The organism is Agrobacterium sp. ST15.16.024 (genome assembly GCF_027956545.1).
GTDB lineage: Bacteria > Pseudomonadota > Alphaproteobacteria > Rhizobiales > Rhizobiaceae > Agrobacterium > Agrobacterium cucumeris.
Window position 1 is genome coordinate 598,548 of record NZ_JAQKGO010000001.1, and the last position, 25,315, is coordinate 623,862.

The 25,315-nt window shown below is 60.9% G+C and carries 21 protein-coding genes; 14 read left to right on the plus strand and 7 right to left on the minus strand.

The window, feature by feature from the left end; all coding sequences use genetic code 11:
* Positions 1-205 precede the first annotated feature (205 nt).
* The 3 genes from groL to PL640_RS02895 all read right to left on the minus strand — a co-directional run bounded on the left by groL (position 206) and on the right by PL640_RS02895 (position 2,590).
* The gene (groL, locus tag PL640_RS02885; RefSeq protein ID WP_046800686.1) at positions 206-1,840 is read right to left on the minus strand and encodes a chaperonin GroEL; all 1,635 of its coding nucleotides are present in this window, start codon (positions 1,838-1,840) and stop codon (positions 206-208) included.
* A 73-nt stretch (positions 1,841-1,913) separates the two neighbouring features.
* On the minus strand, positions 1,914-2,210 hold the full coding sequence (gene groES, locus PL640_RS02890) for a co-chaperone GroES (protein WP_271360743.1): 297 nt from the start codon (positions 2,208-2,210) through the stop codon (positions 1,914-1,916).
* Between the two features lie 251 nt (positions 2,211-2,461).
* Positions 2,462-2,590 carry a hypothetical protein gene (locus PL640_RS02895; protein ID WP_269698595.1) on the minus strand — a complete coding sequence of 43 codons (129 nt, stop codon included), beginning with the start codon at positions 2,588-2,590 and terminating at the stop codon, positions 2,462-2,464.
* On the opposite strand from PL640_RS02895, the gene PL640_RS02900 reads away from it, so the two are divergent.
* From PL640_RS02900 to PL640_RS02915, 4 genes are all read left to right on the plus strand, one after another.
* Complete coding sequence (locus PL640_RS02900; RefSeq protein WP_142839168.1) at positions 2,582-3,430, plus strand: TIGR01459 family HAD-type hydrolase; 849 nt, start codon at positions 2,582-2,584, stop codon at positions 3,428-3,430. The genes PL640_RS02895 and PL640_RS02900 overlap by 9 nt on opposite strands.
* A 43-nt stretch (positions 3,431-3,473) precedes the next feature.
* On the plus strand, positions 3,474-4,454 hold the full coding sequence (locus PL640_RS02905) for a bifunctional riboflavin kinase/FAD synthetase (RefSeq protein ID WP_271360744.1): 981 nt from the start codon (positions 3,474-3,476) through the stop codon (positions 4,452-4,454).
* 281 nt (positions 4,455-4,735) lie between these two features.
* Positions 4,736-7,639 (plus strand): isoleucine--tRNA ligase, encoded by a 2,904-nt coding sequence (gene ileS / locus PL640_RS02910; RefSeq protein WP_271360745.1) that lies wholly within the window; start codon positions 4,736-4,738, stop codon positions 7,637-7,639.
* A gap of 198 nt (positions 7,640-7,837) precedes the next feature.
* On the plus strand, positions 7,838-8,482 hold the full coding sequence (locus tag PL640_RS02915; RefSeq protein ID WP_161991135.1) for a hypothetical protein: 645 nt from the start codon (positions 7,838-7,840) through the stop codon (positions 8,480-8,482).
* A gap of 61 nt (positions 8,483-8,543) precedes the next feature.
* Here the strand turns inward: PL640_RS02915 and PL640_RS02920 are convergent, their stop codons facing one another.
* Positions 8,544-9,002 (minus strand): nucleoside deaminase, encoded by a 459-nt coding sequence (locus tag PL640_RS02920; RefSeq protein WP_271360746.1) that lies wholly within the window; start codon positions 9,000-9,002, stop codon positions 8,544-8,546.
* Between the two features lie 71 nt (positions 9,003-9,073).
* Between PL640_RS02920 and PL640_RS02925 the strand changes: the two genes are divergently transcribed.
* The 3 genes from PL640_RS02925 to PL640_RS02935 all read left to right on the plus strand — a co-directional run bounded on the left by PL640_RS02925 (position 9,074) and on the right by PL640_RS02935 (position 12,628).
* Positions 9,074-11,077: a pseudouridine synthase gene (locus PL640_RS02925; protein WP_271360747.1), complete on the plus strand. Its 2,004-nt coding sequence runs from the start codon at positions 9,074-9,076 to the stop codon at positions 11,075-11,077.
* Positions 11,058-11,615: a 16S rRNA (guanine(966)-N(2))-methyltransferase RsmD gene (gene rsmD / locus PL640_RS02930; protein ID WP_142839173.1), complete on the plus strand. Its 558-nt coding sequence runs from the start codon at positions 11,058-11,060 to the stop codon at positions 11,613-11,615. The genes PL640_RS02925 and rsmD overlap by 20 nt, the downstream gene beginning before the upstream one ends.
* A gap of 86 nt (positions 11,616-11,701) precedes the next feature.
* Entirely contained in the window at positions 11,702-12,628 is a 927-nt protein-coding gene (locus PL640_RS02935; protein ID WP_271360748.1) for a patatin-like phospholipase family protein, read from the plus strand.
* 203 nt (positions 12,629-12,831) lie between these two features.
* Here the strand turns inward: PL640_RS02935 and PL640_RS02940 are convergent, their stop codons facing one another.
* Positions 12,832-14,664: a monovalent cation:proton antiporter-2 (CPA2) family protein gene (locus PL640_RS02940; RefSeq protein ID WP_142839175.1), complete on the minus strand. Its 1,833-nt coding sequence runs from the start codon at positions 14,662-14,664 to the stop codon at positions 12,832-12,834.
* Positions 14,665-14,780: 116 nt separating this feature from the next.
* On the opposite strand from PL640_RS02940, the gene PL640_RS02945 reads away from it, so the two are divergent.
* The 6 genes from PL640_RS02945 (at position 14,781) to lpxK (ending at position 20,872) form a co-directional block, all read left to right on the plus strand.
* Positions 14,781-16,127: a TldD/PmbA family protein gene (locus tag PL640_RS02945; protein ID WP_269698590.1), complete on the plus strand. Its 1,347-nt coding sequence runs from the start codon at positions 14,781-14,783 to the stop codon at positions 16,125-16,127.
* A 93-nt stretch (positions 16,128-16,220) separates the two neighbouring features.
* Positions 16,221-17,027 carry a 3'(2'),5'-bisphosphate nucleotidase CysQ gene (locus tag PL640_RS02950; protein WP_142839177.1) on the plus strand — a complete coding sequence of 269 codons (807 nt, stop codon included), beginning with the start codon at positions 16,221-16,223 and terminating at the stop codon, positions 17,025-17,027.
* Between the two features lie 61 nt (positions 17,028-17,088).
* Complete coding sequence (locus PL640_RS02955) at positions 17,089-17,328, plus strand: DUF4170 domain-containing protein (RefSeq protein WP_046800695.1); 240 nt, start codon at positions 17,089-17,091, stop codon at positions 17,326-17,328.
* A 216-nt stretch (positions 17,329-17,544) separates the two neighbouring features.
* The gene (gene waaA, locus PL640_RS02960; RefSeq protein ID WP_110757256.1) at positions 17,545-18,867 is read left to right on the plus strand and encodes a lipid IV(A) 3-deoxy-D-manno-octulosonic acid transferase; all 1,323 of its coding nucleotides are present in this window, start codon (positions 17,545-17,547) and stop codon (positions 18,865-18,867) included.
* Complete coding sequence (locus PL640_RS02965) at positions 18,861-19,598, plus strand: HAD family hydrolase (protein ID WP_271360749.1); 738 nt, start codon at positions 18,861-18,863, stop codon at positions 19,596-19,598. Before waaA ends, PL640_RS02965 begins: the two co-directional genes overlap by 7 nt.
* 233 nt (positions 19,599-19,831) lie before the next feature.
* Positions 19,832-20,872, plus strand: coding sequence for a tetraacyldisaccharide 4'-kinase (gene lpxK, locus PL640_RS02970; RefSeq protein WP_271360750.1), 1,041 nt, complete (start codon positions 19,832-19,834; stop codon positions 20,870-20,872).
* A 207-nt stretch (positions 20,873-21,079) separates the two neighbouring features.
* Here the strand turns inward: lpxK and PL640_RS02975 are convergent, their stop codons facing one another.
* Positions 21,080-21,301: a DUF2093 domain-containing protein gene (locus PL640_RS02975; protein WP_142839180.1), complete on the minus strand. Its 222-nt coding sequence runs from the start codon at positions 21,299-21,301 to the stop codon at positions 21,080-21,082.
* Positions 21,302-21,452: 151 nt separating this feature from the next.
* Positions 21,453-23,285: a DNA mismatch repair endonuclease MutL gene (gene mutL, locus PL640_RS02980; protein ID WP_271361440.1), complete on the minus strand. Its 1,833-nt coding sequence runs from the start codon at positions 23,283-23,285 to the stop codon at positions 21,453-21,455.
* A gap of 405 nt (positions 23,286-23,690) precedes the next feature.
* Between mutL and PL640_RS02985 the strand changes: the two genes are divergently transcribed.
* Positions 23,691-25,310: a response regulator gene (locus PL640_RS02985; RefSeq protein ID WP_309578097.1), complete on the plus strand. Its 1,620-nt coding sequence runs from the start codon at positions 23,691-23,693 to the stop codon at positions 25,308-25,310.
* The last annotated feature ends 5 nt before the right edge of the window (positions 25,311-25,315 follow it).

A 25,315-nucleotide genomic window follows, 5' to 3' on the forward strand; every position in this document is an offset into this window, starting at 1 on the left:
CGCGAGAAGATATTATACCATCCCGCATGACAGTCTTTCCTATGAAATTTCAAGGGAAGAGAGCGATCCGAAGGCCGGGACTGATTGGAAGTCCATGCCGCCCGTCCGGTGCGCTCGCGACGCCGGGCTTTCTAAAAGGCATGGGCGGCAACGAAAAAAGGGCGATCCGAAGACCGCCCTTTCTTAATTTCAGTGACAGGACTGATTAGAAGTCCATGCCGCCCATGCCGCCGCCCGGCATTGCCGGCATCGCAGCTTCCTTCTTCGGAAGTTCAGCGATCATGGCTTCGGTGGTGATCAGCAGGGAAGCAACCGAAGCTGCGTTCTGCAGAGCCGTGCGAACAACCTTGACCGGGTCGACGATGCCGAGCTGGATCAGGTCGCCATATTCGCCGGTCTGGGCGTTGTAGCCGTAGTTGTCTTCGTTCTTGTCAAGGATCTTGCCAACAACGATGGAAGCTTCGTCACCGGCGTTTTCTGCGATCTGGCGAACCAGAGCCTGCAGAGCCTTGCGCACGATGTTGATGCCGGCTTCCTGGTCGTCGTTCTCGCCCTTGGCGGAGATCTTCGTGGAAGAACGCAGCAGGGCAACGCCGCCGCCCGGTACGATGCCTTCTTGAACGGCAGCGCGCGTCGCGTTGAGAGCGTCGTCGATGCGGTCCTTCTTTTCCTTTACTTCGACTTCCGTCGAACCGCCAACGCGGATAACGGCAACGCCGCCAGCGAGCTTGGCAAGACGTTCCTGCAGCTTCTCGCGGTCGTAGTCGGAAGTGGTTTCTTCGATCTGGGCCTTGATCTGGGCAACACGACCTTCGATGTCGGACTTCTGGCCGGCGCCGTCAACGATCGTGGTGTTTTCCTTGGAGATCGAAACCTTCTTCGACTTGCCGAGCATGTCGAGGGTAACGTTTTCGAGCTTGATGCCGAGGTCTTCGGAAATGACGGTACCACCGGTCAGGATGGCGATGTCTTCCAGCATGGCCTTGCGGCGGTCGCCGAAGCCCGGAGCCTTGACCGCAGCGATCTTGAGGCCGCCACGCAGCTTGTTGACGACGAGCGTTGCAAGAGCTTCGCCTTCGACGTCTTCAGCGATGATGACGAGCGGCTTGCCGGTCTGAACGACAGCTTCGAGAACCGGCAGCATGGCCTGAAGGTTCGAGAGCTTCTTTTCGTGCAGGAGGATGTAGGCGTCTTCGAGATCCGCAACCATCTTTTCCGGGTTGGTCACGAAGTAGGGCGACAGGTAGCCGCGGTCGAACTGCATGCCTTCGACGACTTCGAGTTCGGTTTCAGCGGTCTTGGCTTCTTCGACGGTGATGACGCCTTCGTTGCCAACCTTCTGCATTGCTTCAGCAATGTCGAGACCGATCTGACGTTCGCCGTTTGCAGAGATCGTGCCGACCTGTGCAACTTCTTCCGAGGTGTTGATCTTCTTGGCCTTGGCCTGAAGGTCCTTGACGACTTCAGCAACGGCGAGATCGATGCCGCGCTTCAGGTCCATCGGGTTCATGCCGGCAGCAACTGCCTTTGCACCTTCGCGAACGATGGCCTGGGCCAGAACCGTTGCGGTGGTGGTGCCGTCACCGGCGATGTCGTTGGTCTTGGAGGCAACTTCGCGAACGAGCTGTGCGCCCATGTTCTCGAACTTGTCTTCCAGTTCGATTTCCTTGGCGACGGAAACGCCGTCCTTGGTGATGCGCGGAGCGCCGAAGGACTTGTCGATAACGACGTTACGACCCTTCGGGCCGAGGGTTACCTTCACTGCATCAGCAAGAACGTCGACGCCCTTGAGCATCTTTTCGCGCGCTGTGCGGCCGAATTTTACTTCTTTGGCTGCCATGTTCAAAACTCCTGGTTTCGAATGGCCGGAACGGGTCCGGCTTGAAATTTAAGGAAGGACGGGTTCGGCCAGATCAGCCGATGATGCCCATGATGTCGGCTTCCTTCATGATCAGAAGGTCTTCGCCGTTGAGCTTGACTTCGGTGCCCGACCACTTGCCGAACAGAACGCGGTCGCCAGCCTTGACGTCGAGAGCGACGACCTTGCCGGACTCATCGCGTGCGCCGGAACCGACGGCGACGACTTCGCCTTCCTGCGGCTTTTCCTTGGCGGTATCGGGAATGATGATGCCGCCCTTGGTCTTGGCTTCGGATTCAACGCGACGAACGACGACGCGATCGTGAAGCGGGCGGAAATTGGTGCTTGTCATTGCCTAATCCCTCGATCAAATGACTTCACGAACCTTCAGAGGCTCGCGTGATGGGTGTTAGCACTCTTCTTGTTTGAGTGCCAGCGAAGCCGAGATAAGGAGGCCTTCTGCCTGAGTCAAGAACGGCCCGTCGGAAAAATTTCATGGCTTATGGTTATCAGCGTTCCATGACAGAAATTTCCCAGGCGCTGACCGGCGGGTGAAAACCAACCCTTTTGGCAACGCCTCATTGTTTCGGGCCTAGCTGGGTTTTATGTCCGCACGGTGGCGGGTGGATTGCAGGCAGGCTCGACACCGCTTTTTTCCTTGCCATCGGCGTCCTGCTTTGCCATGTCACGCACACCCTTTTCTCGCATCCGGAAAGCATTCTCATGGCCCATCGCATTCTCACCCTCGGCGAAATCACTGATGGGTTCGACGTTATTCTCTCGGATGTATGGGGCGTGCTGCACAATGGCGTCAACGCGTTCCCGGATGCCGCAGTTGCGCTTCAGGACGCGCGCAAGGCCGGAAAGACGGTGGTTCTCATCACCAATTCCCCGCGCCCGGCTCCCGGCGTTATCGCCCAGCTGCGTGTTCTCGGCGTGCCGGATGAAGCCTATGACCGCATCATCACCTCCGGCGATGTCACCCGCGGGCTGATTGCGGAAGGCCCGAAAAAAGTCTTCCTGCTTGGCCCGGAGCGGGACATGCCCTTGCTGGAAGGCCTCGATGTCGAACGGGTGGGCGAGACGGAGGCGCAATCCGTTGTCTGCACCGGTTTCTTCGATGACGAGACGGAAACGCCCGAGGATTACACCGAAATGTTGAAGGGCTTCATCGCCCGTAAAGCCCCGATGATCTGCGCCAATCCCGATCTGGTGGTGGAGCGCGGCGAGCGCATCATTCCCTGCGCCGGCGCCATGGCCGCCTATTATGAACAGCTCGGCGGCGAAGTCCGCATTGCCGGCAAGCCGCACACGCCGATCTATGAAGCCTGCCTTGCGGCGGCCAGGGAAGTTCGCGGCACCTTCGCCAAGGATCGCGTGCTCGCTATCGGTGACGGCATGCCGACAGATGTGAAGGGCGCGATTGCGAGCGGTCTCAACCTTCTTTATATCAGCGGCGGAATTCACGCCGCCGAATATACGCTGAACGGCCAGACGGACGAGGCGCTGCTGAATGCCTATCTCAAGGGGCAGGGCGCCGCTCCAGGCTGGTGGATGCCCCGCCTTGCCTGAGAAACATCTGGCCTAAGCTGGCGAAAACAATGGATCGAATGCCATGACCGTCTTTCATCGCAATGAAAAAAAGGAGCCGCTGCCGGACAATCTTCGCGGCGGCGTCATCGCGATCGGCAATTTCGACGGCGTGCATCGCGGCCACCGCGCCGTGCTGGACCGGGCACTGGAACTGGCGGAAGCCCGTGGCGTGCCCGCGCTGGTTCTGACCTTTGAACCGCATCCCCGTTCCGTCTTCCGTCCTGATACGCCCGTCTTCCGCCTCACGCCCGCGCCTTTGAAGGCGCGCATTCTCGAGGCCATCGGCTTCCGCTCCGTCATCGAATATCCGTTCGACCGGGAATTTTCGCAGCGTTCGGCAGAAGAATTCGTTCAATCCATTCTGGTCGACTGGCTGGGCGCCAGCGCCGTCGTCACCGGTTTCGATTTCCATTTCGGCAAGGGCCGCGAAGGTGGTCCGGCATTCCTGATGGCCGCCGGCAAGCGCCACGATTTCGATGTGACGCTGGTGGACGCCTTCCGCGACGAAGGTGCCGATGTCGTCTCCTCCAGCCGTATCCGCTCGCTTCTGTGCGAGGGCGATGTGGCGGGCGCTGCCGGACTGCTTGGCTATCGTTTCACCGTTGAAAGTGAAGTGATAGACGGCAAGAAGCTCGGGCGCACACTGGGTTATCCCACCGCCAACATGGCGCTGGCACCGGAGACGGAACTGAAGGCGGGCATCTATGCCGTGCGGTTCCGCCGTCCCGATGGTTCGATCCGTGATGGCGTCGCAAGCTTCGGTTACCGCCCGACCGTCACGGAAAACGGCGCGGCCCTGCTTGAAACATTCGTCTTCGATTTTTCGGGAGATCTCTACGGCGAAGTCTGTTCGGTATCCTTCTTCGGCCATCTGCGCGACGAGCTGAAATTTGATGGTCTCGAACCGCTGGTGGCGCAGATCAGGCGCGACGAGGAAGAGGCAAGGGCAATGCTGTCAGGCGTGCGGCCGTTGAGCGAACTGGACGCCAAGATTGCCTTTTGAGCTGAAAGGGTCGACCGACCCTTAATTCCGGCCCCGGTTGCTGTCGCTTTTCTCTTCCTTTTTACTGGAAAACCGCATAAACAATCCGCCATGTCCCAATACCGGTTGATGTTTAAAACTCAGATTGGCCGAATTATTGGCCCGGCTTTCCGCCCGCTCTGACGAGCCGGAAGGTCCGGGATTTTGGCGCTTGTCATGACATTTGTCATGGCGCTTTCCGTATTTGCCCTGTTTTGAATTGAGACGGCGCGACCGACACGGCGCGCAACAACGGTACGATTATGAGCGACACCGCAGAAAAACTCGACTATTCCGCCACCCTCTATCTGCCGCAGACGGATTTTCCGATGCGCGCCGGCCTGCCGCAAAAAGAACCGGAAACGGTGAAGCGCTGGCAGGAGATGGGCCTTTACAAGCGCCTGCGCGCCTCCGCCGCCGGCCGCGAAAAATTCGTGCTGCATGACGGCCCGCCCTATGCCAACGGCAACATCCACATCGGCCACGCGCTGAACAAGATCCTGAAAGACGTCATCACCCGCTCGTTCCAGATGCGCGGTTACGACGCCAATTACGTGCCGGGCTGGGATTGCCACGGCCTGCCAATCGAATGGAAGATCGAGGAAGCCTATCGCGCCAAGGGCAAGAACAAGGACGAGGTTCCGGTCAACGAATTCCGCAAGGAGTGCCGTGAGTTTGCGGCCGGCTGGATCAAGGTGCAGTCGGAAGAGTTCAAGCGTCTCGGCATCGAGGGCGACTTCGAAAACCCCTACACGACGATGAACTTCCACGCCGAAGCGCGCATCGCCGGCGAGTTGCTGAAAATCGCCCGCACCGGCCAGCTCTATCGTGGCTCGAAGCCGATCATGTGGTCGGTGGTCGAACGCACGGCGCTGGCGGAAGCCGAAGTCGAATATGCGGATGTCGAGAGCGACATGATCTGGGTGAAATTCCCGGTCAAGGATGCGGTTCCCGGTCTTTCCGACGTCTCCGTCGTCATCTGGACAACGACGCCGTGGACCATCCCCGGCAACCGCGCCATCGCGTTTTCTTCGCGGGTCGAATACGGCCTGTTCGAAGTCGAAAGCGCGCAGAACGATTTTGGCCCGCAGCCGGGTGAAAAGCTGATCTTCGCCAAGAAGCTTGCCGATGAGGCAGCGGCCAAGGCGAAGCTGACCTTCAAGCTTGTTCGCGATGTGAAAACCGAAGAACTGGCCGCCATCATCTGCGCGCATCCGCTGGCGTCGCTCGGCTACGATTTCCCGGTTCCGCTTCTCGATGGCGATCATGTCACCGATGATGCCGGTACGGGTTTCGTTCACACCGCGCCGAGCCATGGCCGTGAGGACTTTGATGTCTGGACCGCGCACCAGCGCGAGCTGGAAGCGCGTGGCGTTTCGTCGGCCATCCCGTTCCCGGTTGGCGATGACGGTTTCTACACCGAAGACGCTCCCGGTTTCGGCCCGTCGGCCGAGGGCGGCGCTGCCCGCGTCATGGATGATAACGGCAAGAAGGGCGATGCCAACGACCGTGTCATCAAGGCGCTGATCGCTGCCAATAACCTGTTTGCCCGTGGCCGCCTCAAGCACAGCTATCCGCATAGCTGGCGCTCCAAGAAGCCGGTCATCTTCCGCAACACGCCGCAATGGTTCGTCTATATGGACAAGGAACTGGGCGACGGCACGACGCTGCGTTCGCGTTCGCTTGACGCCATCGACCAGACCCGCTTCGTTCCGGCCTCCGGTCAGAACCGCCTGCGCGCCATGATCGAAGGTCGTCCCGACTGGGTTCTGTCGCGCCAGCGCAGCTGGGGCGTGCCGATCGCCGTTTTCGCCGACGAAAAGGGTGAAGTTCTGGTCGATGAAGCCGTCAACGCCCGCATCCTCGAGGCCTTCGAGGCCGAGGGCGCTGACGCCTGGTTCGCTGAAGGCGCCAAGCAACGGTTCCTCGGTAATGACCACGACCACGACAAGTGGCTGCAGGTCATGGATATCCTCGACGTGTGGTTCGATAGCGGCTGCACCCACACCTTCACGCTGGAAGACCGTCCGGACATGAAGTGGCCGGCGGACGTCTATCTCGAAGGCTCCGACCAGCATCGCGGCTGGTTCCATTCGTCGCTGCTGGAAAGCTGCGCGACACGCGGCCGTGCGCCTTACAACGCCGTTGTCACCCATGGTTTCACCATGGATGAGAAGGGCGAGAAGATGTCGAAGTCCAAGGGCAACGTGGTCTCGCCGCAGGAAGTCATGAAGGACGCCGGCGCCGATATCCTGCGCCTGTGGGTCATGACAACGGACTACTGGGATGACCAGCGCCTCGGCAAGGCCATCATCCAGACAAATGTCGATGCCTACCGCAAGCTGCGCAACACCATCCGCTGGATGCTCGGCACGCTCGCCCATTATGAGGGCGAGGAGATCGCCTATGACGATCTGCCGGAGCTGGAAAAGCTGGTGCTGCACCGCCTGTCCGATCTGGATAAGGTCGTGCGCGAAGGTTATGACGGTTTCGAATTCAAGAAGATCGCCCGCGCATTGGTCGATTTCTCGAACGTCGAGCTTTCGGCCTTCTATTTCGACATCCGCAAGGACACGCTTTATTGCGACGCGCCGTCGTCGCTGAAGCGCCGGGCCTCGCTGTCCGTCATCGCCAAGCTGTTCGACTGCCTCGTGTCCTGGCTGGCGCCCATGCTGCCCTTCACGACGGAAGAAGCGTGGCTGTCGCGTTATCCGGATGCGGAATCGGTGCATCTCGTCCAGTTCCCGGCAATCCCGGCGGAATGGAAGAATGATGCTCTTGAAGCCAAGTGGGACAAGATCCGCAAGGTTCGCACGGTCGTGACCGGCGCCCTGGAAGTCGAGCGCCGTGAAAAGCGCATCGGCTCTTCGCTCGAGGCTGCTCCCGTCGTGCACATCGCCGATGCCGATCTTCTGGCGGCGCTGAAGGGGCAGGATTTCGCCGAAATCTGCATCACCTCGGCCATCTCGGTGGTGGGCGATGAAGGTCCGGCCGATGGCTTCCGTCTGCCGGAAGTGGCGAAGGTCGTGGTCGAACAGAAGCTGGCGGAAGGTGCAAAATGCGCCCGCTCCTGGCGCATCACCACCGATGTCGGCTCCGATCCGCAATATCCTGACGTATCGGCCCGCGATGCGGCGGCGCTGCGCGAGCTTGCCGCCCTGGCATGATTTCAAGCTGCGCATCGTTCTTTTCGAAACCGATTTCGGTTTCGGGCCGGTGTGCGAGGAAAATAACCGGATGAATTGCGCTTTGCCTCTTCATCCGGTACACCTGCCTGAAAATGGCCGGATTTGCACGGCAATGCGGGCTGCTGCCTGCCGAAAGACGATGTCTGGCAAAGTGGGACGGACGGCTGGAAGGGTTCAATGAATATGATGCAGGGTAATGCGCAGGGTTTGGGCATGTTTCGCACGGTTGTTGGCATCACCGCTATAGGCGTGTTGCTCGGCGCCTGCACCAGCCCGACCTACGGTACAGGCAAGACGGCGGCGGAACAGCTTGTCGACGATCTCGGCAACGCGACCTCGATCACCGGCAACGACCAGGAAAAGCGCAACCTTAAATACAGCCCGCGCCCCGGCCTCGTGGTTCCGGCCCAGTCCCGTGCCGAACAGCTGGCCTCGCCGCAGCAGAACATGGCCAACCGCGAATCCAATCCGCAATGGGTCGAATCGCCGGAAGAAACCCGCGAACGCCTGCGCGACGAAGCGGATGCCAACAAGAACAACCCGCATTACCGCTCGCCACTGCTTGCCGGCAACGGCACGGCCGGTCAGATGACCGAAAGCCAGAAGTGGGAAGCCTTCCGCAAGGCCAAGGCCGATGCCCAGGGCGGCTCTGTCGTCAACGCCCAGCGCCGGTTCCTCACCGATCCGCCGGCTGAATATCGCAGTGTTCCGCAGGATCAGCTGACCGATCTTGGCGAGCCGGAACAGAAGAAGGAAAAGCGCCGCAAGAAAGAAGCGGCCGTGGCAAACACCGGCAAGAGCTGGTGGAACCCTTTCCAGTAAAAACTGGCCAGTAAAAAACGGCTGATGGCTGGCGGGGAGTTTTGTCTTTCCCGCTCGCCGCTCAATCCTCGCGACGTTTGTCGCGAAAGAACTGCCGCAGAATGTCAGCACTTTCGCTTTCCGCCAGTCCCGAATAAACATCCGGCGCATGGTGGCATGTCGGTTGGCTGAAGAAGCGCACGCCACTCTCCACCGCGCCGCCCTTCGGGTCCTGCGCGCCGTAATAGAGACGGCGAATGCGAGCAAATGAGATCGCCGCCGCGCACATGGTGCAGGGCTCCAGCGTTACGTAAAGATCGGCACCGGGCAGGCGTTCCTGTCCCAGCGCCTCGCATGCCATGCGGATCACGGCGATTTCGGCGTGCGCCGTCACATCGTTCAATTCACGGGTGCGATTGCCGGAACTGGCAATGACCCGGCCGTCCAGAACCAGCACGGCACCGATCGGAACCTCCTGCCGCTCAGCCGCGGCACGGGCTTCCGAAAGCGCCAGTTCCATGAAATGCGTCCTTTCGGCCATTGCGTTTCAATTTCCTCTTAACCCTTGTGCTTGGACCTGATAGGACAGCCCAAACAACAGGCAAACAGCAAATGACTTTTAAAGACAAGCCGAAGCGTGACGGCGGCAAGACATTTAGCCGCGACAACAAGCCGAAAGGCCCCGGCAAACCCGCTGCAGAGCGCGAAAAGAAACCGGCGGAAGCCAAGGCTGCGCCGGCGCAGGAAGCCGTCCTCGGCACCAAGCCCGAGCGTATTTCCAAGATCATGGCGCGCGCTGGCGTCGCTTCGCGCCGCGATGTCGAGCGCATGATCATGGAAGGCCGCGTGTCGCTGAACGGCGTCAAGCTGGATAGCCCGGTGGTCAACGCCACGCTTTCGGACAAGATCGAAGTGGACGGCATGCCGATTCGCGGTGCCGAGCGCACGCGCCTGTGGCTTTACCACAAGCCCGCCGGCCTGGTGACGACCAACTCCGACCCGGAAGGTCGCCCGACCGTTTTCGACAATCTGCCGGGTGAATTGCCGCGCGTGCTCTCCATCGGCCGTCTCGATATCAACACCGAAGGCCTGCTGCTGCTGACCAATGACGGCGGCCTTTCCCGGGTGCTGGAATTGCCGACCACCGGCTGGCTGCGCCGTTACCGCGTGCGCGCCCATGGTGAGGTTGATCAGGCCGCACTCGACAAGCTGAAGGACGGCATTGCCGTCGACGGTGTGCTTTACGGCGCGATCGACGCGACGCTCGACCGTACCCAGGGCCACAATGTCTGGATCACCATGGGTCTGCGCGAAGGCAAGAACCGCGAAATCAAGAACGTGCTCGGCGCGCTTGGTCTCGAGGTCAACCGCCTGATCCGTATCTCCTATGGTCCGTTCCAGCTTGGTGATCTGCCCGAGGGCAAGGTGCTGGAAGTGCGCGGCCGTATGCTGCGCGATCAGCTCGGCCCGCGCCTCATCGAAGAGGCCGGTGCCAATTTCGACGCGCCGATCTACAATACATCCGTCGATGATGAGGACGAAGCTCCGGCCAAACGCGCCAAGTCCGAATGGGCAAAGAGCGATGCGCCGGAAGGCAGGCCGCGTTTCGACAAGGCAGCCGGAAAGCCGGAAGACCGCCGCGAAAAGGCGCTCGGACGTCTGGACACCAAACGTGGCGACAAGCCTGCGGGCAAGTTCGGCGCAAAGCCTGCCGGGAAATTCGGTGGCAAGGGCCGCAACGAGGATGATGGCGAAGAGCGCCGCAGCCCCCGCCAGCCGGCGGGCACGAACCGGACGGCCAATGTCTGGATGGCGCCCGGCGCAAGGCCAACGCGTGACGGCAAGGAGCGCAAGTCGTCCGCCCGTGCCGAAGCCGAAAACCTGTTCAAGAAGCCATCCGCCCAGGAAGAGGCGCGCCGCAGCGTCGTGCGCCATGCCGACGACGAAGGTGAATGGATCCGCTCCGAACCCACCCGTGAGGATGATCGTGGCCACGGCCGCGGCGAACGCCCGGCACGCGGTGAAAAGAGCTTTGGCGATCGCGGTGGACGCGGCGGCAAACCCTTTGGTGGTAAACCGTCCGGCGACCGGCCTTTCCGGGATCGTCCCCGCGAAGATGGCGACCGCCCGCGTGGCGATCGTCCTGCACGCAGCGGCGCAAAGAGCTTCGGTGATCGTCCCGCGCGCGGCGACAAACCCTTCGGTGATCGGCCGTTCCGCGACCGGCCTCGCGAAGATGGTGATCGCCCACGCAGCGACCGTCCGCGTGGCGAGAAGAGTTTTGGCGATCGTACTGCGCGTGGTGAAAAGCCATTCAGCGAACGTCCGTTCCGTGACAAGCCCCGCGAAGAGGGGGATCGTTCCGGCAGCGATCGTCCACGCGGCGAGCGGCCTTTCGGCGACAAGCCGCGGGGCGGAAAGCCAGGCGGCAGGCCCGCATCGGGCAAGCCGTCCTTTGGCAAATCGGGCGAGCGTGGCGAACGTTCGGGTTTTTCGGGTAAAGGTAAAGGCCCCGGTGGTAATGGCCCCGGCGGCGGCAAGCCGGGTGGCAAAGGCCCGGGTGGCAAACCTTCTGGTGGCAGGGGAATGACACGTAATGCGGATCGTAGGCGGTGAGTTCCGCGGCCGGAATCTGGCCGCGCCGAAAACAAATTCCATTCGTCCGACCATCGACAGGACGCGGGAAAGCCTCTTCAACATTCTGAGCCATGCCTATCCGGAAAGTCTTGACGGTACGCGCGTTCTGGATGTTTTCGCCGGAACCGGGGCGGTTGGGCTGGAAGCCCTGTCGCGCGGCTGTCGTGTGGCGCTCTTCGTCGAAAATGGCGTCGAGGGCAGGGGGCTGCTCTGGGAGAACATCGATGCGCTGGGGTTGCACGGCCGTGCCCGCATCCTGCGGCGTGACGCCACCAAGCTGGGCGGAGTCAACAATATCGAGCCCTTCGATCTGCTCTTCGCCGATCCGCCCTATGGGCAGGGCCATGGCGAAAAGGCTTTTGCCGCAGCCCACGCCGGCGGCTGGCTGACACCCGGCGCGCTCGCCATTCTGGAAGAGCGCGGCGATGTTGCGATAACCGTCGATGCGGCGTTCAAACTGCTCGAAAGCCGTATCTTCGGCGACACGAAAATGCATTTCTACCGCTACGAACCCTGACGGGAAGGCCTTCCCGTCACGCCACGGTCTTGTCTTGTTTGCGCAATAGGCAGGATTTTTTCTGCGAAAAGAATTTGGATATTCGCATGGACCAGGGTGTAAACGAGAGTGTCACGATCTTGCGTGCCGGGGAGGATGTCCTCGAAGGCGGCGGCGCGGGTGGCCATGAGCCGACATTCGGACTGGCGCTTGGCGGTGGTGGCGCGCGTGGCATCTGCCACATCAATGTCGTCGAGGCCTTCGACGAACTCGGCATCCGGCCGGTGGCGTTGTCCGGCTCCTCCATCGGCTCCATCATCGGCGCGGGCATGGCGGCCGGCATGAGCGGCCGGGAAATCCGCGAATACACGCTTGAGCTCATGGGGCGGAAGGGCTCGGTGGCAAACCGGCTCTGGAGCCTTGGGCCCGCATCGATGCGCCATGCGGTCGACGGTTTTCGCCTCGGGCAGTTCAATCTCGAACTTATCCTGCACGCCCTGATGCCGCAGGCCTTGCCGAAGGATTTTTCGGAACTTGCCATCCCATTGAAGGTGATCACGACGGATTATTACGCCCAGACCGAAGTGGTGGTGGAAAGCGGCGAGATCATCCAGGCGCTGGCGGCGTCCGCTGCCATTCCGGCGTTGTTCATGCCGGTGCGTATCGATGGCCGCATCATGATCGATGGCGGCATCTTCAATCCTGTCCCCTATGAACATCTGCTGGATAAGGCCGATATCGTCATCGGCGTCGATGTGGTTGGCGGCCCGGAAGGAGACGGCACCACCATGCCGAACCGTCTGGACAGCCTGTTCGGCGCCAGCCAGCTGATGATGCAGGCGGCGATTGCCCTGAAACTCAGATTACGCCCGCCTCATATCTTCCTGCGCCCGCCCGTCCACCGTTTCGGCGTGCTGGATTTCCTGAAGTCCGAAGAGGTTCTGAATGCCTCCGCCAGCATCAAGGACGATCTGAAACGGCAGATCGAAATGCAGGTGGAGCTGTTTCATCGCGGGCAGGGCGTGGAGGCCTGAGCGCTACGCCGTGAGTATTCGGGAGTGAGCGGGTGTCACGTGTTTCTTCTCCCCGCCGGGGAGAAGGTGGCCCGAAGGGTCGGATGAGGGGGCCAGCTCTCCGGATATCTCGACCCTTGCCCCCTCATCCCGCTGCCGCGGACTTCTCCCCGGCGGGGAGAAGAAACAAGCGGCGCGCTCCCCGTCACTGACTTGAAGTGGAATCACAGCGACACTTCCGTCTCGCTGTCCTCCAAATCCTCTTCTTCCTCTTCGCGTTTCTCCGCCTTGTTCTTCGGCTTCATCAGCGGCTCCGGTTTCACCTCGCGCACCGGCTTGTTGTGCAGCATCTGCCGGCCGGCAGCGAGGCCTTCCACGGCTTGAAGCTGCAGCCGCTCCTCGTCACGTTCGCGAATATCGTCGGAGATCGCCAGCGCCCGCTCGCCGTCCATATCCAGCCCCTCCAGAATACGCCGCCCGAATAGCAGGCCGGATTCCAGCGTCTCGCGCAGTTCATATTCCACGCCCTTTTTCCTGAGATCGAGGGAGTGCACGCGATCATAAGAGCGGGCATAGATGCGCACGCTTGGAAATTCCGACTGGATCATATCGATGATGCGGTCGGTCACTTCCTTCTTGTGGGTGCAGACCGCCACCAGATCGGCCCGTTCGATGCCGGCGGCGATCAGCACATCCTTGCGGGTGCCGTCGCCGAAAAAGATGCGGAAACCGAAACGTGCGGCCTGACGCACGCGATCGGCGGAACTGTCGATGACCGTGACGTCGCGCCCGCCGGCGAGAAGGATCTGCGAGGCGATCTGGCCGAAGCGTGAAAAGCCGATCATCAGCACATCCGCGCCAGCCCCGTCGAAATCTTCGTCCAGCGTGTCTTCGGCGGCGTCCTCCGCCGTCAACCGGCGCGATATCACCGCCAGAAGCGGCGTCAGCGCCATGGAAAGCGTGACGACGGCGACGAGGATCGAGGCGGTCGCCTGTGGAAACAGTCCGGAAGCCGCGGCCGTGGTGAAGAGCACGAAACCGAATTCGCCGCCCTGCGCCAAAAGCAGTGCGATACGGCTCGATGCATAACGCGAAGAGCCGGCAATGCGGCAAAGGCTGTAGATCACCGCCGCCTTGACCGCCATCATTGCCGGCACGGCGATCAGGATGAGGACAATATGCTCATAGACGATGTTGACATGCAGCGACATGCCGACAGCCATGAAGAACAGCGCCAGCAACAGCCCGCGAAATGGCTCGATATCGGCTTCCAGCTCATGCCGGTAGGAGGATTCCGACAGCATCAGTCCCGCCAGCAGCGCCCCCATGCCCATGGAAAGCCCGACAGCTTCCATGATGGCGGCAGCGCCGATGACAACGAAGAGCGCCGCCGCGATCATCACTTCGCGCGCACCCGTGCGGGCGATGATCTGGAACATCGGTGTCAGCAGGAAGCGCCCCGCCAGCACCATGCCGGCCACCGCAACGACCGAGGCGACGAGATCGTAAACCATCGAGTCCGACGCGACATCCGGCCGGTTGGAAAGAATGGTGACGAGGGCGAGAAGCGGCACGATGGCGAGATCCTGAAACAGCAGGATCGAAAACGAGCGGTTGCCGTGCCGCGTGTTCATGTCGCCGTCGTCTTCGAGGATTTGCAGCGCAAAGGCGGTGGAGGAAAGCGCAAGGCCGAAACCGGCGACAAGGCTGCCGCGTGCATCGATCAGCCCCGCCCACCAGGCAATCGCCGCCAGCACGCTGCCCGTCACCAGCACCTGCGCCAGCCCGAGGCCTAAAATATCGCGGCGCATCTGCCAGATACGCGATGGTTTCAGTTCCAGACCGATGATGAACAGCAGGAAAACCACGCCCAGTTCCGAGACATTGAAGATGTCCTTCGCATCCGTGACCAGATGCAGGAACGGCCCGATGATGATGCCGGCCACCAGATAACCGAGCACGGTGCCAAGCCCGAGCTTGCGGAAAATCGAGGCCGCGATGACCGCTCCGGCCAGAAGCAGCAAGGGTTCGGAAAAGAGAGCGTCGTGCTCGGTCATGCGGGCGGACTTTCGAATATGGTGGCGACAGAGCCTTGCCGATGGAGAAAGCGGCGTTTCGCCCTTGATGCGGGGTTGCTGGCACAATAAATGGAACAGGAATGAAAGGCCAACTCATGTCCTCAGAAATAGATTCTTCCAAACTTCTCGATCGCGCCAGCGAACTTGTCGATCTTGCCCGTGCCGCCGGCGCGGATGAGGCGGATGCCGTTGTCGTGCGCTCCCGCTCGCAATCGGTCGGTGTGCGGCTTGGCAAGGTGGAAAGCACCGAATCGTCCGAAAGCGACGATTTTTCCCTGCGCGTCTTTGTCGGCCGCCGGGTGGCGAGTGTTTCGGCCAATCCGGGCTTTGATCTGAAGACGCTGGCCGAGCGGGCTGTCGCGATGGCCAAGGTCTCGCCGGAAGACCCCTTTGCCTGCCTTGCGGACAAGGAACGGCTGGCGACTTCCTATGACGATCTCGAACTTTTTGACGCCACCGAGGTGTCGTCCGATCAGCTGCGCGAGGCGGCTCTTGCTTCGGAAGAGGCAGCACTTGCCGTCAAGGGTGTCAGCAATTCCTCCGGCGCCGGCGCATCAAGCGGCATGGGCGGCCTCGTGCTTGCCACATCGCACGGTTTTTCCGGCAGCTATATGGGCAGCCGTTTCAGCCGCTCCGTCAGCGTCATCGCCGGCGAAGGCACGAAGATGGAGCGCGACTACGATTTCGACAGCCGCCTTTATTATGCCGATCTGGATGCAGCCGAAGAAATCGGCCGCCGTGCCGGTGAAAAAGTCGTGCGGCGCGTCGGTCCGCGTCAGGTCGATACCGGCAGCAACATCACGGTGGTGTTCGATCCCCGCATCGCCCGCGGTTTCGTCGGCGCCATCGCCGGTGCGATCAACGGCGCCTCGGTTGCCCGCAAGACCAGTTTCCTGCGCGACAAGATGGGCCAGCAGGTTCTGAAAAAGGGTCTTTATCTGACCGACGATCCGCAGATCGTTCGCGGCCCATCCTCGCGTCCCTTCGATGGCGAAGGAGTAAGGGGCGAGAAGATGACGATGATCGAGGACGGCGTGCTGAAACACTGGTTCCTGTCCACCTCGGCGGCGCGGGAGCTTGGCCTTGAAACCAATGGCCGCGGCGTGCGCGGCGGCACCTCTGTCTCGCCGGCCTCCACCAATCTGGCGCTGGAACCGGGCGATATTTCGCCGGAAGATTTGCTGAAACAGGTCGGGTCAGGCTTTTACGTCACCGAACTGATTGGCCACGGTGCCAACATGATAACGGGCGAATATAGCTGCGGTGCGAGCGGTTTCTGGATCGAGAACGGCGAAAAGACCTTTGCGGTTTCCGAGGTGACGATCGCCTCGAACCTGAAGGACATGTTCATGCGGGTCACGCCGGCCAATGATATCGACCGCAAATATGGCGTCGCCGCATCGACGCTGGCGATAGAAGGCATGACGATCGCAGGCAAGTAACCCAGCCTGCGGGTTGTTTTCGCCGGCGCTTTATGTGCAAGTGCGAAGAGAAAAACAGGCGTGCCGTTTGAGGCGCGCGGAAAAGACGGCAAAATGAACGATATGGCTGAGGCCCGCTGGGCCTCCGATTTGCGGCTGGTGCTTGAAGCCGCGCGCAAGGCGGGCGAGACGGCTCTCGGTTTCTTCCGCAAGGACCCCGAGGTCTGGTGGAAGAATGGCGGGCTTTCGCCGGTCAGCGCGGCCGACTACGCCGCCAACGAAATTCTCGAAACCATCCTGCGTTCCGCCCGGCCGGATTATGGCTGGCTTTCGGAAGAAACGGATGATGATGCCGACAGGCTGTCCCGCTCCACCGTTTTCGTGGTTGATCCGATCGACGGGACCCGCGCCTTCATTGGCGGCCGGGATACCTGGTGTGTCAGTGTCGCGGTGGTGCATGAGGGGCGTCCGGTCGTCGCGGTCCTTGTTGCCCCGGCGCTTGCCGAGGAATTCACGGCGATTGAAGGCGGCCAGGCGCTGAAGAACGGCCAGGCCATTTCCGTCGCGCGCGGAAATGCCGGCATCTTCCATCTGGCGGCGCCCGAAGATGTGATCGCTTATCTGCCGGAGGAGGTGCGCGCCGGCGTCAAGCGCATTCCGCATGTGCCTTCGCTCGCCTACCGACTGGCCATGGTGGCGGATGGCCGTATCGACGGAACGCTGGTCAAGGCCAATTCCCACGAGTGGGATCTGGCCGCTGCCGACCTCATTCTGGAAAGGGCAGGCGGGCAGCTTGTCGGCCTCGATGGAAAACCTCTGATGTATAATCGCCGGGAGGTGAACCACCCCGCATTGTGCGCCGCAGCAGATTATGCGCTGCCCGCACTTTTGAAAGCGTTTTCACACGTTTCCGACGGTTGACGTTTGCCCGGAAATCCCGCAGATGAAGGCCTCTCTCAGCGTTTAAGAAAGAGATAAAGACATGACGGAATCCGGCAAACCGAAACAGCTGCTGCACCTCGTCTTCGGCGGCGAACTTGAAAACCTTCAGGATGTTCAGTTCCGGGATTTGAATGCGCTCGATATCGTCGGCATCTATCCGGACTATGCTTCCGCCCTTACGGCATGGAAGTCCAAGGCGCAGATGACGGTCGATAATGCCCATATGCGTTATTTTATCGTGCATATGCACCGTCTTCTCAATCCCGACGACAAAAATTGAGTCCTTTTGCCCTTGCGTTGTAATACTATTGGGTGAAGGCGAGCTTTTCCGTGATTCCTGCCGTTCAACGCAGGCCGGTAGCTCCGGCACGAGAAAATGTGATCGCGCTTTCGTTTCCGATGATAAAAAATGACGCAATTTAAGAAGAAGTAGGCGGCGACAACAACAACAAGAACAGGGGCAGGCTTTGCGCGGAATGATCAAGGGCAGAATGTCATGAGCAGCCGTATCGCACGTTTCGCTCTTTCGGGTTACCGGATCGCCGGTATCGCCGCCTATCCCTTTGCCCGACCCTATCTTTCCTATCGGGCTGCGAAGGGCAAGGAAGACAAGCGTCGCCGCTTCGAACGTTTCGGTTACGCCAGCGCCGAGCGCCCGCGTGGGCCGCTCGTCTGGTTCCATGCCGCAAGCGTGGGCGAAACGCTTGCCCTCATCCCGCTGATCCGCGAAATCCGCAAACGCGACATTTTCGTACTTCTGACCACCGGCACCGTCACCTCGGCCGAACTGACCCGTACGCGGCTTGGCGACGATGTGATCCACCAATATGTGCCGCTCGATATCAAGATCGCAGTCAACCGCTTCCTCACCTATTGGGCGCCGGATGCCGCCATAACAGCTGAATCGGAAATCTGGCCGGTGACGATGATGGAGCTGGAGCGCCGGCACATTCCGCAGATCCGGGTTAATGCCCGTCTGTCCGACCGTTCCTTCGACCGCTGGAAAAACCGTCACGATATTGCGGAATCGCTGTTTTCCAAGCTGGCGCTGGTGGTTGCGCAATCCGATCTTGATGCCGAACGCTTCCGCGATCTCGGCTCCTGGCCGGTGGTGATTTCAGGCAATCTCAAGGGTGATACCGACCCGCCGCCCTGTGACGAGGCGCTGCTGGAGACCTATCGCAAGCAGGTCGGCAATCGCAAGACATGGGCGGCGATCTCCACCTTCGACGGCGAAGAGAAGGCCGCCGCCACCGTGCATGCGGCGATCAAGTCGCGTAACGGCCAGTTGACCATCATCGTGCCGCGCCATCCCGAACGTGGCGATGATGTGGAAGCCATGCTGAAGGGCATGGGACTGACGGTGGCGCGCCGTAGCCGCAACGACGTGATCACGCCGGAAACCGATATTTTCCTCGGCGATTCCATCGGTGAAATGGGGCTTTACCTGCGGCTGACCGAGCTTGCCTTTGTCGGCCGGTCGCTGACGGCGGAAGGCGGGCAGAACCCGCTGGAGCCGGCCATGCTCGGCTGCGCCGTATTGTCAGGCGCGCATGTGCAGAATTTCCGTGAGGCCTATCAGAAGCTCATCCGCGCCGGCGGCGGTCGTATCATCCGTGATGTGGAGATGCTGGCCAAGGCGGTGCATTATCTGCTGGTCAACGACAATGAGCGTTACAAGATGATCGATGCCGGCAACCGGGTCATTCAGGATATGCGCGGTGCGCTGTCCTCCACCGTCAAGGCGCTGGAACCCTATATCAACCCGCTTACCGTTTCGGCCAAGCTGCAACCGCGGAGTGCCATCGGTTCATGGTAGCGGATATCGAAGTTGATGCGACGCCGTCGATCGCCGCTGTGCTTTTCGACAAGGACGGAACCCTTTTAGGTTATGACGCAAGCTGGGGACCGGTGAACCGCGAACTTGCAGCGATCGCTGCCAAAGGCGATGCTGTCCTCGCCGACCGCCTGCTGGCCGCCTGCGGCATGGACCCGATCACCGGCCACGTGGTGCCAGACAGCCTGCTTGCCGCCGGCAATACGGCGGAAATCGCCGCAGGTCTGGTTGCCGCCGGCTCGCCCTGCGATGTTGTCGAACTGACGCAGCGCCTCGACCGGCTCTTCACCGAGGCCGCGGATAAATCCGTGCCCGTCACCGATCTCAAGGCGTTTTTCGCACGGCTGAAGGCGCGCGGCTACAAGCTCGGCATCGCCTCCAGCGACAATGAAAATTCCATCCGCCAGACGGCCATCCGCTTCGGTTTCGAGAGCGATGTCGATTTCGTCGCGGGTTATGACAGCGGTTACGGCACCAAGCCGCAGCCCGGCATGGTTCTCGGTTTCTGCGAGGCGATCGGATTTCCGCCGGAACGTGTGGCTGTCGTCGGCGACAATAACCACGATCTGCATATGGCGAAAAATGCGGGCGCGGGCCTGCGCATCGCCGTTCTAACGGGAACCGGTTCGCGCGAAAGCCTCGGTGCGGATGCGCATTATTGCTTTGATGACATTACCGGGCTTGAGGCGCTGCTGCCGGAACGGGTTGTTTAAGAAGGAACCACCCATCTCTTCCGTCATTCCGGCCTCGAGCCGGAATCCAGCCAGCCCAAGTCCTTGGGCTGAAAAAGACTCTTTCCGCCGCGCAGACGCGCGCCGGATGGATTCCGGCTCTAAGCCGGAATGACGGAGAGCTTTTTGCAATTTACGGTTTTTTCTGGCAAACAACCCCTGACGTATAACATCCGAACGAATGCCGTGGGCGACGCGGCCGGGAGCGGGCATAGATGGTTTCTGAAGCGCCGCCATTCTGGTGGCAGAAAGCGGGCTGGCAGGCATGGCTCCTGTCGCCTTTCTCGCTTCTCTACGGCAAGATCGCCGGACGGCGGATGCGGACGGCAAAGCGGGCAAGCGTGTCCGTTCCAGTGATCTGCATCGGCAATTTCACTGTCGGCGGAGCGGGCAAGACACCGACAGCGATGGCAATCGCCCGGGCTGCTACCGCTAAAGGCCTCAAACCCGGTTTCCTCAGCCGCGGTTATGGCGGCACGCTTGATGTCACCACCCTCGTTGATCCGCAGCACCATCGCTCTGCCGACGTCGGCGATGAGCCGCTGCTTCTGGCGCGCGAGGCGGTGACGGTGATTTCGCGCCGACGCGTGGAAGGGGCCCACCGGCTGGTGAAAGAGGGTGTCGATCTCATCATCATGGATGACGGTTTTCAGAGTGCCCGTCTGACGCTGGATTATGCGCTTGTTGTCATTGATACGATGCGTGGCATCGGCAATGGCCATCTTGTGCCAGGCGGCCCGGTGCGTGCGCCGCTTGTCGAACAGATGCGGCAGATGACCGGCCTTTTGAAGGTGGGCAACGGCCATGCGGCCGATCCACTGATAAGACAGGCGGCAAAGGCTGCCAAACCCGTCTTCGTTGCGGCGATTACGCCGCAGGAGCCGCAGGATTTCAGGGGAAAGCGCGTGCTGGCCTATGCCGGCATCGCCGATCCGGCCAAGTTTTATCGCACCGTCGAGGCGCTTGGCGGCGACATCGTGCAGCAGCGCTCCTTCCCGGACCATCACCATTTCAGCGACGACGAGGTTGCGGATCTCCTGCAGGATGCGGGCAAGGAGAATTTGCAGCTGGTGACGACGGCAAAGGATGCCGTGCGTCTCAACGGCCACCATGGCCGTGCGGAGGAGCTGCTATGGAACAGCCAGGTTATCGAGATCGACATGGTGTTCGATGACCCCAATGCGGCCTCAACGATCATCGATGCCGCGATCCAGCATTGCCGCGCCCGCCTGCTACGGGAAAATGCGCGGTCGTAATTGTGGAGGTTGTCGGCAAGGTCCGGAAACCTCTCCTCCGTCATGCTCGGGCCTGTCCCGAGCATCTGCAACCTATCGACTTATGAGACATCAGCAGATCCTCGGCACAAGGCCGAGGATGACGTCGAGTGAGGGTGTCAGCCGTCTCAGCAACCGTTCCTGAGAAAGCCGTTTAACATGGAAACGCGTCAGCACGCCGTTTCCGGCTCATGCCGGCAGATTGCCAGCCTTCTGCTCAGCCGCGAGCGAAGCGGCCGCGTCCACATAGGCTTCCTGCCGCGCCACGCTCCAGTAGCGCAATTCGTCGAGCGGAATGGTCTGGGCGGTGATGGCGCAGACGACATGTGAGCCGGTTTGCACGATCCGGAAGTCTCCGTCGAGATATTCGATGACGGCGAGGCGGTTGCCGCCTCCTTCAAATCTGTTCATCCGTTTTCGTCTCCTGCTCTGTCCTGTCAGCGCACCCAGTCCGAAACGGCGTAGCGTTTTCCTGAACAATCCGGATGCTCCAATGTCCTAGATTTATATCGTTCGGCGCGGCACAAGGCCAGCCCCGGCCGCTTGCGGCTGGGTGAAGATGTCAGCTTCGGCCGAAGAGCCGTTCTATATCGGAAAGTTTCAGTTCGATATAGGTCGGCCGGCCGTGATTGCACTGTCCCGAACCCGGCGTGTTTTCCATCTGCCGCAGAAGCGCGTTCATTTCCTCCGGCCGCATACGCCGGCCGGAGCGCACGGAACCGTGGCAGGCCATGGTGGCCGCGACATATTCCAGCTTGTTGGCAAGCGTGGAGGCGGCGTCCCATTCGGCAATCTCGTCGGCAAGCTGGCGCACCAGCCCCTGCACATTGACCTCGCCCAGCATGGCCGGCGTTTCCCGAACCGCAACAGCGCCCGGCCCGAACCGCTCGATGACAAGCCCCAGCGCGTCGAACCCGGCCGCATGATCCATCAGCCGGTCGCAGTCTTCCTCGGGCAGATCGATGATTTCAGGGATCAGCAGCACCTGCGACGGCGGACGCCGGGAATGCAGGGCATTGCGCATTTCCTCGAATACCAGCCGTTCATGTGCGGCATGTTGGTCGACGATGACGAGGCCATTTTCCGTCTGCGCGATGATGTAGTTCTCGTGCAGCTGCGCCCGTGCCGCTCCAAGCGGATACAGTACCGGCTCCGGCGAAGGGCTTGCGGAAGGCTCATAGGTCTCACGCGGTTCGGACCGCGCCGTCGGCATGGTGATGTCGGAAAAGCGCGATTGCACCGCTTCTGCAAATTGCATGTTTCCGGAAACGGCGAGCGGCCTCGACGGGGATGTGGCGGCAGACCATGGCGCGGAAGCCGGCATGGAAGGCGAGGGCCGCAGGCCGGACGGGCTGTAGCCGGGACGAAAGGCGTTCATCATCTGGCTCGCCCCCGTCGTCGCTGCCCTGTCACCGTCACGCGTCAGCGCCTGGCGGATCGCGCCGACGATCAGCCCGCGAATGAGGCCGGGATCGCGGAAACGTACGTCGGATTTGGCCGGATGCACATTCACATCCACAAAAGCGGGGTCGAGTGTGATGGACAGCACCGCAACCGGATATCGCCCATGCGGCACGGTTTCGGCATAGGCACCGCGAATGGCAGATAAAAGCAGCTTGTCCTGCACCGGCCGGCCGTTGACGAAGACATATTGATGCGCCGAGTTGCCGCGGTTGAAGGTCGGCACCCCAGCGAAACCGGTCAGCGTCACATCCTCGCGCCCGGCATCGATCTCGATGGCGTTGTCCTTGAAGTCTGTACCGAGAATCTGGGCCATGCGGGCGAGATGGTCATCGCCGGTTGATGGGATTTCGAGCGTCGAGCGGTCGGTGCCTGACAGGACAAAGCGGATATGCGGAAAGGCGATCGCCATTCGCTTGACGACCTCGGTAATGGCGGCCGCCTCCGCCCGTTCCGTCTTCAGGAATTTCAGCCGCGCGGGTGTGGCGAAGAACAGGTCGCGCACCTCGACGATGGTGCCGGCATTCGAGGCGGCGGGCCGCACCTCCGAAACCTTGCCGCCCGTCACCGAAATCACCGAACCCTGTTCCGCGCCCTGTTGACGGCTGGTGATCGAAAGCTTGGCGACCGAGCCGATGGAGGGCAGCGCCTCGCCGCGAAAACCGAGCGTGCGGATGTCGTCCAGCGTCGTGGATATTTTCGAGGTGCAATGACGCCTCACCGCAAGCTCCAGATCGGTGGGTGACATGCCGGAGCCGTTGTCGGTAATGCGCACCAGCCCCTTGCCGCCGCCCGCCGTGGCGATCTCGATCCGGGTCGCGCCGGCGTCGATGGCATTTTCTACCAGTTCCTTCGTGGCGCTGGACGGTCTTTCGATGACCTCGCCGGCGGCGATCTGGTTGATGAGGGTTTCTGAAAGCTGCTTGATGGCCATGATCGTCATTTTCGCGGATTCGCTATGGCTTCGAAAGCAAAAAACGCCAATTGCGGCAATTTGCACATGTTTTGTGGACTTCCACGCATTTGATCATTTCCGTCAACATCTGGGTAAGCGTTAATCCGCTTTTAATCGGCCTTGATTATGGTGGGGCGGCTTGAAATGACCGCAGGCAAGAGGCCCCCTTTCCGGGTGGTGTGTGACGTCGACTTTGGGTGAACGTCATCTTCTCCTCAAGACTGCTTCAAGTGGCGAACCCTGATGTCTCTTTATCGGAATTTGTCGTTTCATCCCGGCATCTGCCCAGAACGATTCCAATAGAAACATAAGCCTGACCCATTAACAGGCGGGAGTTTGCAGTTGAGTGATTTGGCGTCCTCTGGCGCGGGCGTTCATACGGTGATGCTTGATGCCCTTTGCGACGCGCTTGGCGCGGCGATCGTCGTTTACGACCGTAACGATCACATTATTTTCGCAAGCCGGAAACTGTTGAATTTTTTCCCGCTGGAAGAGGCCGTTGTCGGCCCCGGTGCGCGGCTGCGCGACTATCTGAGCGCGCTTTACGATTGTTATCTGCTGGAGACGGAAAACCTCGCCGCCAATGCCCGCCAGCTCGGGCGGGACGAATGGATCGGCGAGCGGCTGGCGCTGCACTGGAAGGAAAGGTCGGAAAAGACCGAACGGCTGAAGGGTGAACGCTTTCTGCGTTTCGTCATGAACCGCCTGCCTTCGGGGCTCGGCATCAGCGTCGTCGCCGATATTTCCGAACAGAAGAAAAGGGAAGAACAGTGGCGCATCGACCTTGAACGGGTGCAGCTGATCGAGGACATCCTCGACAATCTGCCATTCCCCGTTTTGGTCAAGGACCGCAACATGGCCTATGCGGCCGTGAACAAATCCGCCTGCACCATGATTGAAACCAGTGCGGAGAGCATTCTCGGCAAGACCGTTTTCGATCTGCATTCACGCAAGGTCGCAGCGCAGATCGATGCGGCTGATCGGGCGGTAATGGACACCGGCACACCGAGCCTCATTCCCGAAAGAGTGAGACGCATAAACGGCGAGGAAGTGCTGACGATTACCCGCAAGCAACGTGTGGGCCGCCCGGGCCGGCATTTTCTGGTGACGACAATGGAGGATGTCACCGCACTTGCCACCCTCGATGCAAGCGGCAGGCCCATCATCCCTTCGCTCGAACATGTCGCCTTCGTCGCCTCCACCTATGGAAAGGACGAGGATGACGCGCCGGCCAAAGACCTGCTGAAAAGCAAGGCGGTGCTGGTCGTCTCCGAAAGCGGGCGTTTCGCCGAAGCCGCCGGCCGCCGGTTGACCGCGGGTGGCATGGATCATGCGGCGGTGACGAGCGAGGAAGAACAGCAGGCATTCATCGATATCGCCACCTCCGCCGGCGTGGGCATCGATGTCGTCGTCGTCGATGCCCAGATGAGCGTCACATGTCTCGATATCGCCGCTGCGCATGACCTGCCGTTCGTCACTATCGAGGAGGAGGAAATCGACGCATCGCTGCTGCATTACGTCGCCGTTGGTCTCAGATCGTCTCCTGGCGAGAAATCGACGGAGGAAGACTGGGAAATCATGACCGAAGACCTGCCCAGGATCCTCAAGACGGGCGGCGTCGGCGAGATACTTCTCGTTGAGGACAACCGGGTCAACCAGATCGTCTTTTCGCAGATACTCGAAGGCCTTGGGCTTTCGTGGCGGCTTGCCACCTCGGGTGAGGAAGCCTTGCAGCTGTTTGCGGAGCAGGCGCCCTCCGTCGTCCTGCTCGACACGACACTCGCCGATATCGACGGTTTCGAGGTTGCCCGCCGCATGCGGGAACTGGCCGGGGACGAGAACATTCCCATCGTCGGGGTCATTACCCACGCCTTCGAGGGCGATCTCGACAAATGCATGGCGTCCGGAATGAACGACATGCTGCTAAAACCCGTCAGCCCTGACATGGTCGAGGCGGTTTTCCTGCGTCTTTTCGGCACGGATGCGGTGCGGCTGCAGGCCTGAAAGCC

Coding starts and splice junctions, on each gene's coding strand:
- PL640_RS02935 (WP_271360748.1), top strand. CDS start 11,702: ATGGACCAGGGTGTAAACGAGAGTGTCACGATCTTGCGTGCCGGGGAG.
- PL640_RS02965 (WP_271360749.1), top strand. CDS start 18,861: ATGGTAGCGGATATCGAAGTTGATGCGACGCCGTCGATCGCCGCTGTG.
- PL640_RS02925 (WP_271360747.1), top strand. CDS start 9,074: ATGACTTTTAAAGACAAGCCGAAGCGTGACGGCGGCAAGACATTTAGC.
- groES (WP_271360743.1), bottom strand. CDS start 2,210: ATGACAAGCACCAATTTCCGCCCGCTTCACGATCGCGTCGTCGTTCGT.
- lpxK (WP_271360750.1), top strand. CDS start 19,832: ATGGTTTCTGAAGCGCCGCCATTCTGGTGGCAGAAAGCGGGCTGGCAG.
- PL640_RS02955 (WP_046800695.1), top strand. CDS start 17,089: ATGACGGAATCCGGCAAACCGAAACAGCTGCTGCACCTCGTCTTCGGC.
- groL (WP_046800686.1), bottom strand. CDS start 1,840: ATGGCAGCCAAAGAAGTAAAATTCGGCCGCACAGCGCGCGAAAAGATG.
- PL640_RS02905 (WP_271360744.1), top strand. CDS start 3,474: ATGACCGTCTTTCATCGCAATGAAAAAAAGGAGCCGCTGCCGGACAAT.
- PL640_RS02920 (WP_271360746.1), bottom strand. CDS start 9,002: ATGGCCGAAAGGACGCATTTCATGGAACTGGCGCTTTCGGAAGCCCGT.
- PL640_RS02915 (WP_161991135.1), top strand. CDS start 7,838: ATGAATATGATGCAGGGTAATGCGCAGGGTTTGGGCATGTTTCGCACG.
- waaA (WP_110757256.1), top strand. CDS start 17,545: ATGAGCAGCCGTATCGCACGTTTCGCTCTTTCGGGTTACCGGATCGCC.
- PL640_RS02900 (WP_142839168.1), top strand. CDS start 2,582: ATGGCCCATCGCATTCTCACCCTCGGCGAAATCACTGATGGGTTCGAC.
- PL640_RS02985 (WP_309578097.1), top strand. CDS start 23,691: ATGCTTGATGCCCTTTGCGACGCGCTTGGCGCGGCGATCGTCGTTTAC.
- PL640_RS02940 (WP_142839175.1), bottom strand. CDS start 14,664: ATGACCGAGCACGACGCTCTCTTTTCCGAACCCTTGCTGCTTCTGGCC.
- mutL (WP_271361440.1), bottom strand. CDS start 23,285: ATGGCCATCAAGCAGCTTTCAGAAACCCTCATCAACCAGATCGCCGCC.
- PL640_RS02975 (WP_142839180.1), bottom strand. CDS start 21,301: ATGAACAGATTTGAAGGAGGCGGCAACCGCCTCGCCGTCATCGAATAT.
- PL640_RS02950 (WP_142839177.1), top strand. CDS start 16,221: ATGAACGATATGGCTGAGGCCCGCTGGGCCTCCGATTTGCGGCTGGTG.
- ileS (WP_271360745.1), top strand. CDS start 4,736: ATGAGCGACACCGCAGAAAAACTCGACTATTCCGCCACCCTCTATCTG.
- rsmD (WP_142839173.1), top strand. CDS start 11,058: ATGCGGATCGTAGGCGGTGAGTTCCGCGGCCGGAATCTGGCCGCGCCG.
- PL640_RS02945 (WP_269698590.1), top strand. CDS start 14,781: ATGTCCTCAGAAATAGATTCTTCCAAACTTCTCGATCGCGCCAGCGAA.
- PL640_RS02895 (WP_269698595.1), bottom strand. CDS start 2,590: ATGGGCCATGAGAATGCTTTCCGGATGCGAGAAAAGGGTGTGCGTGAC.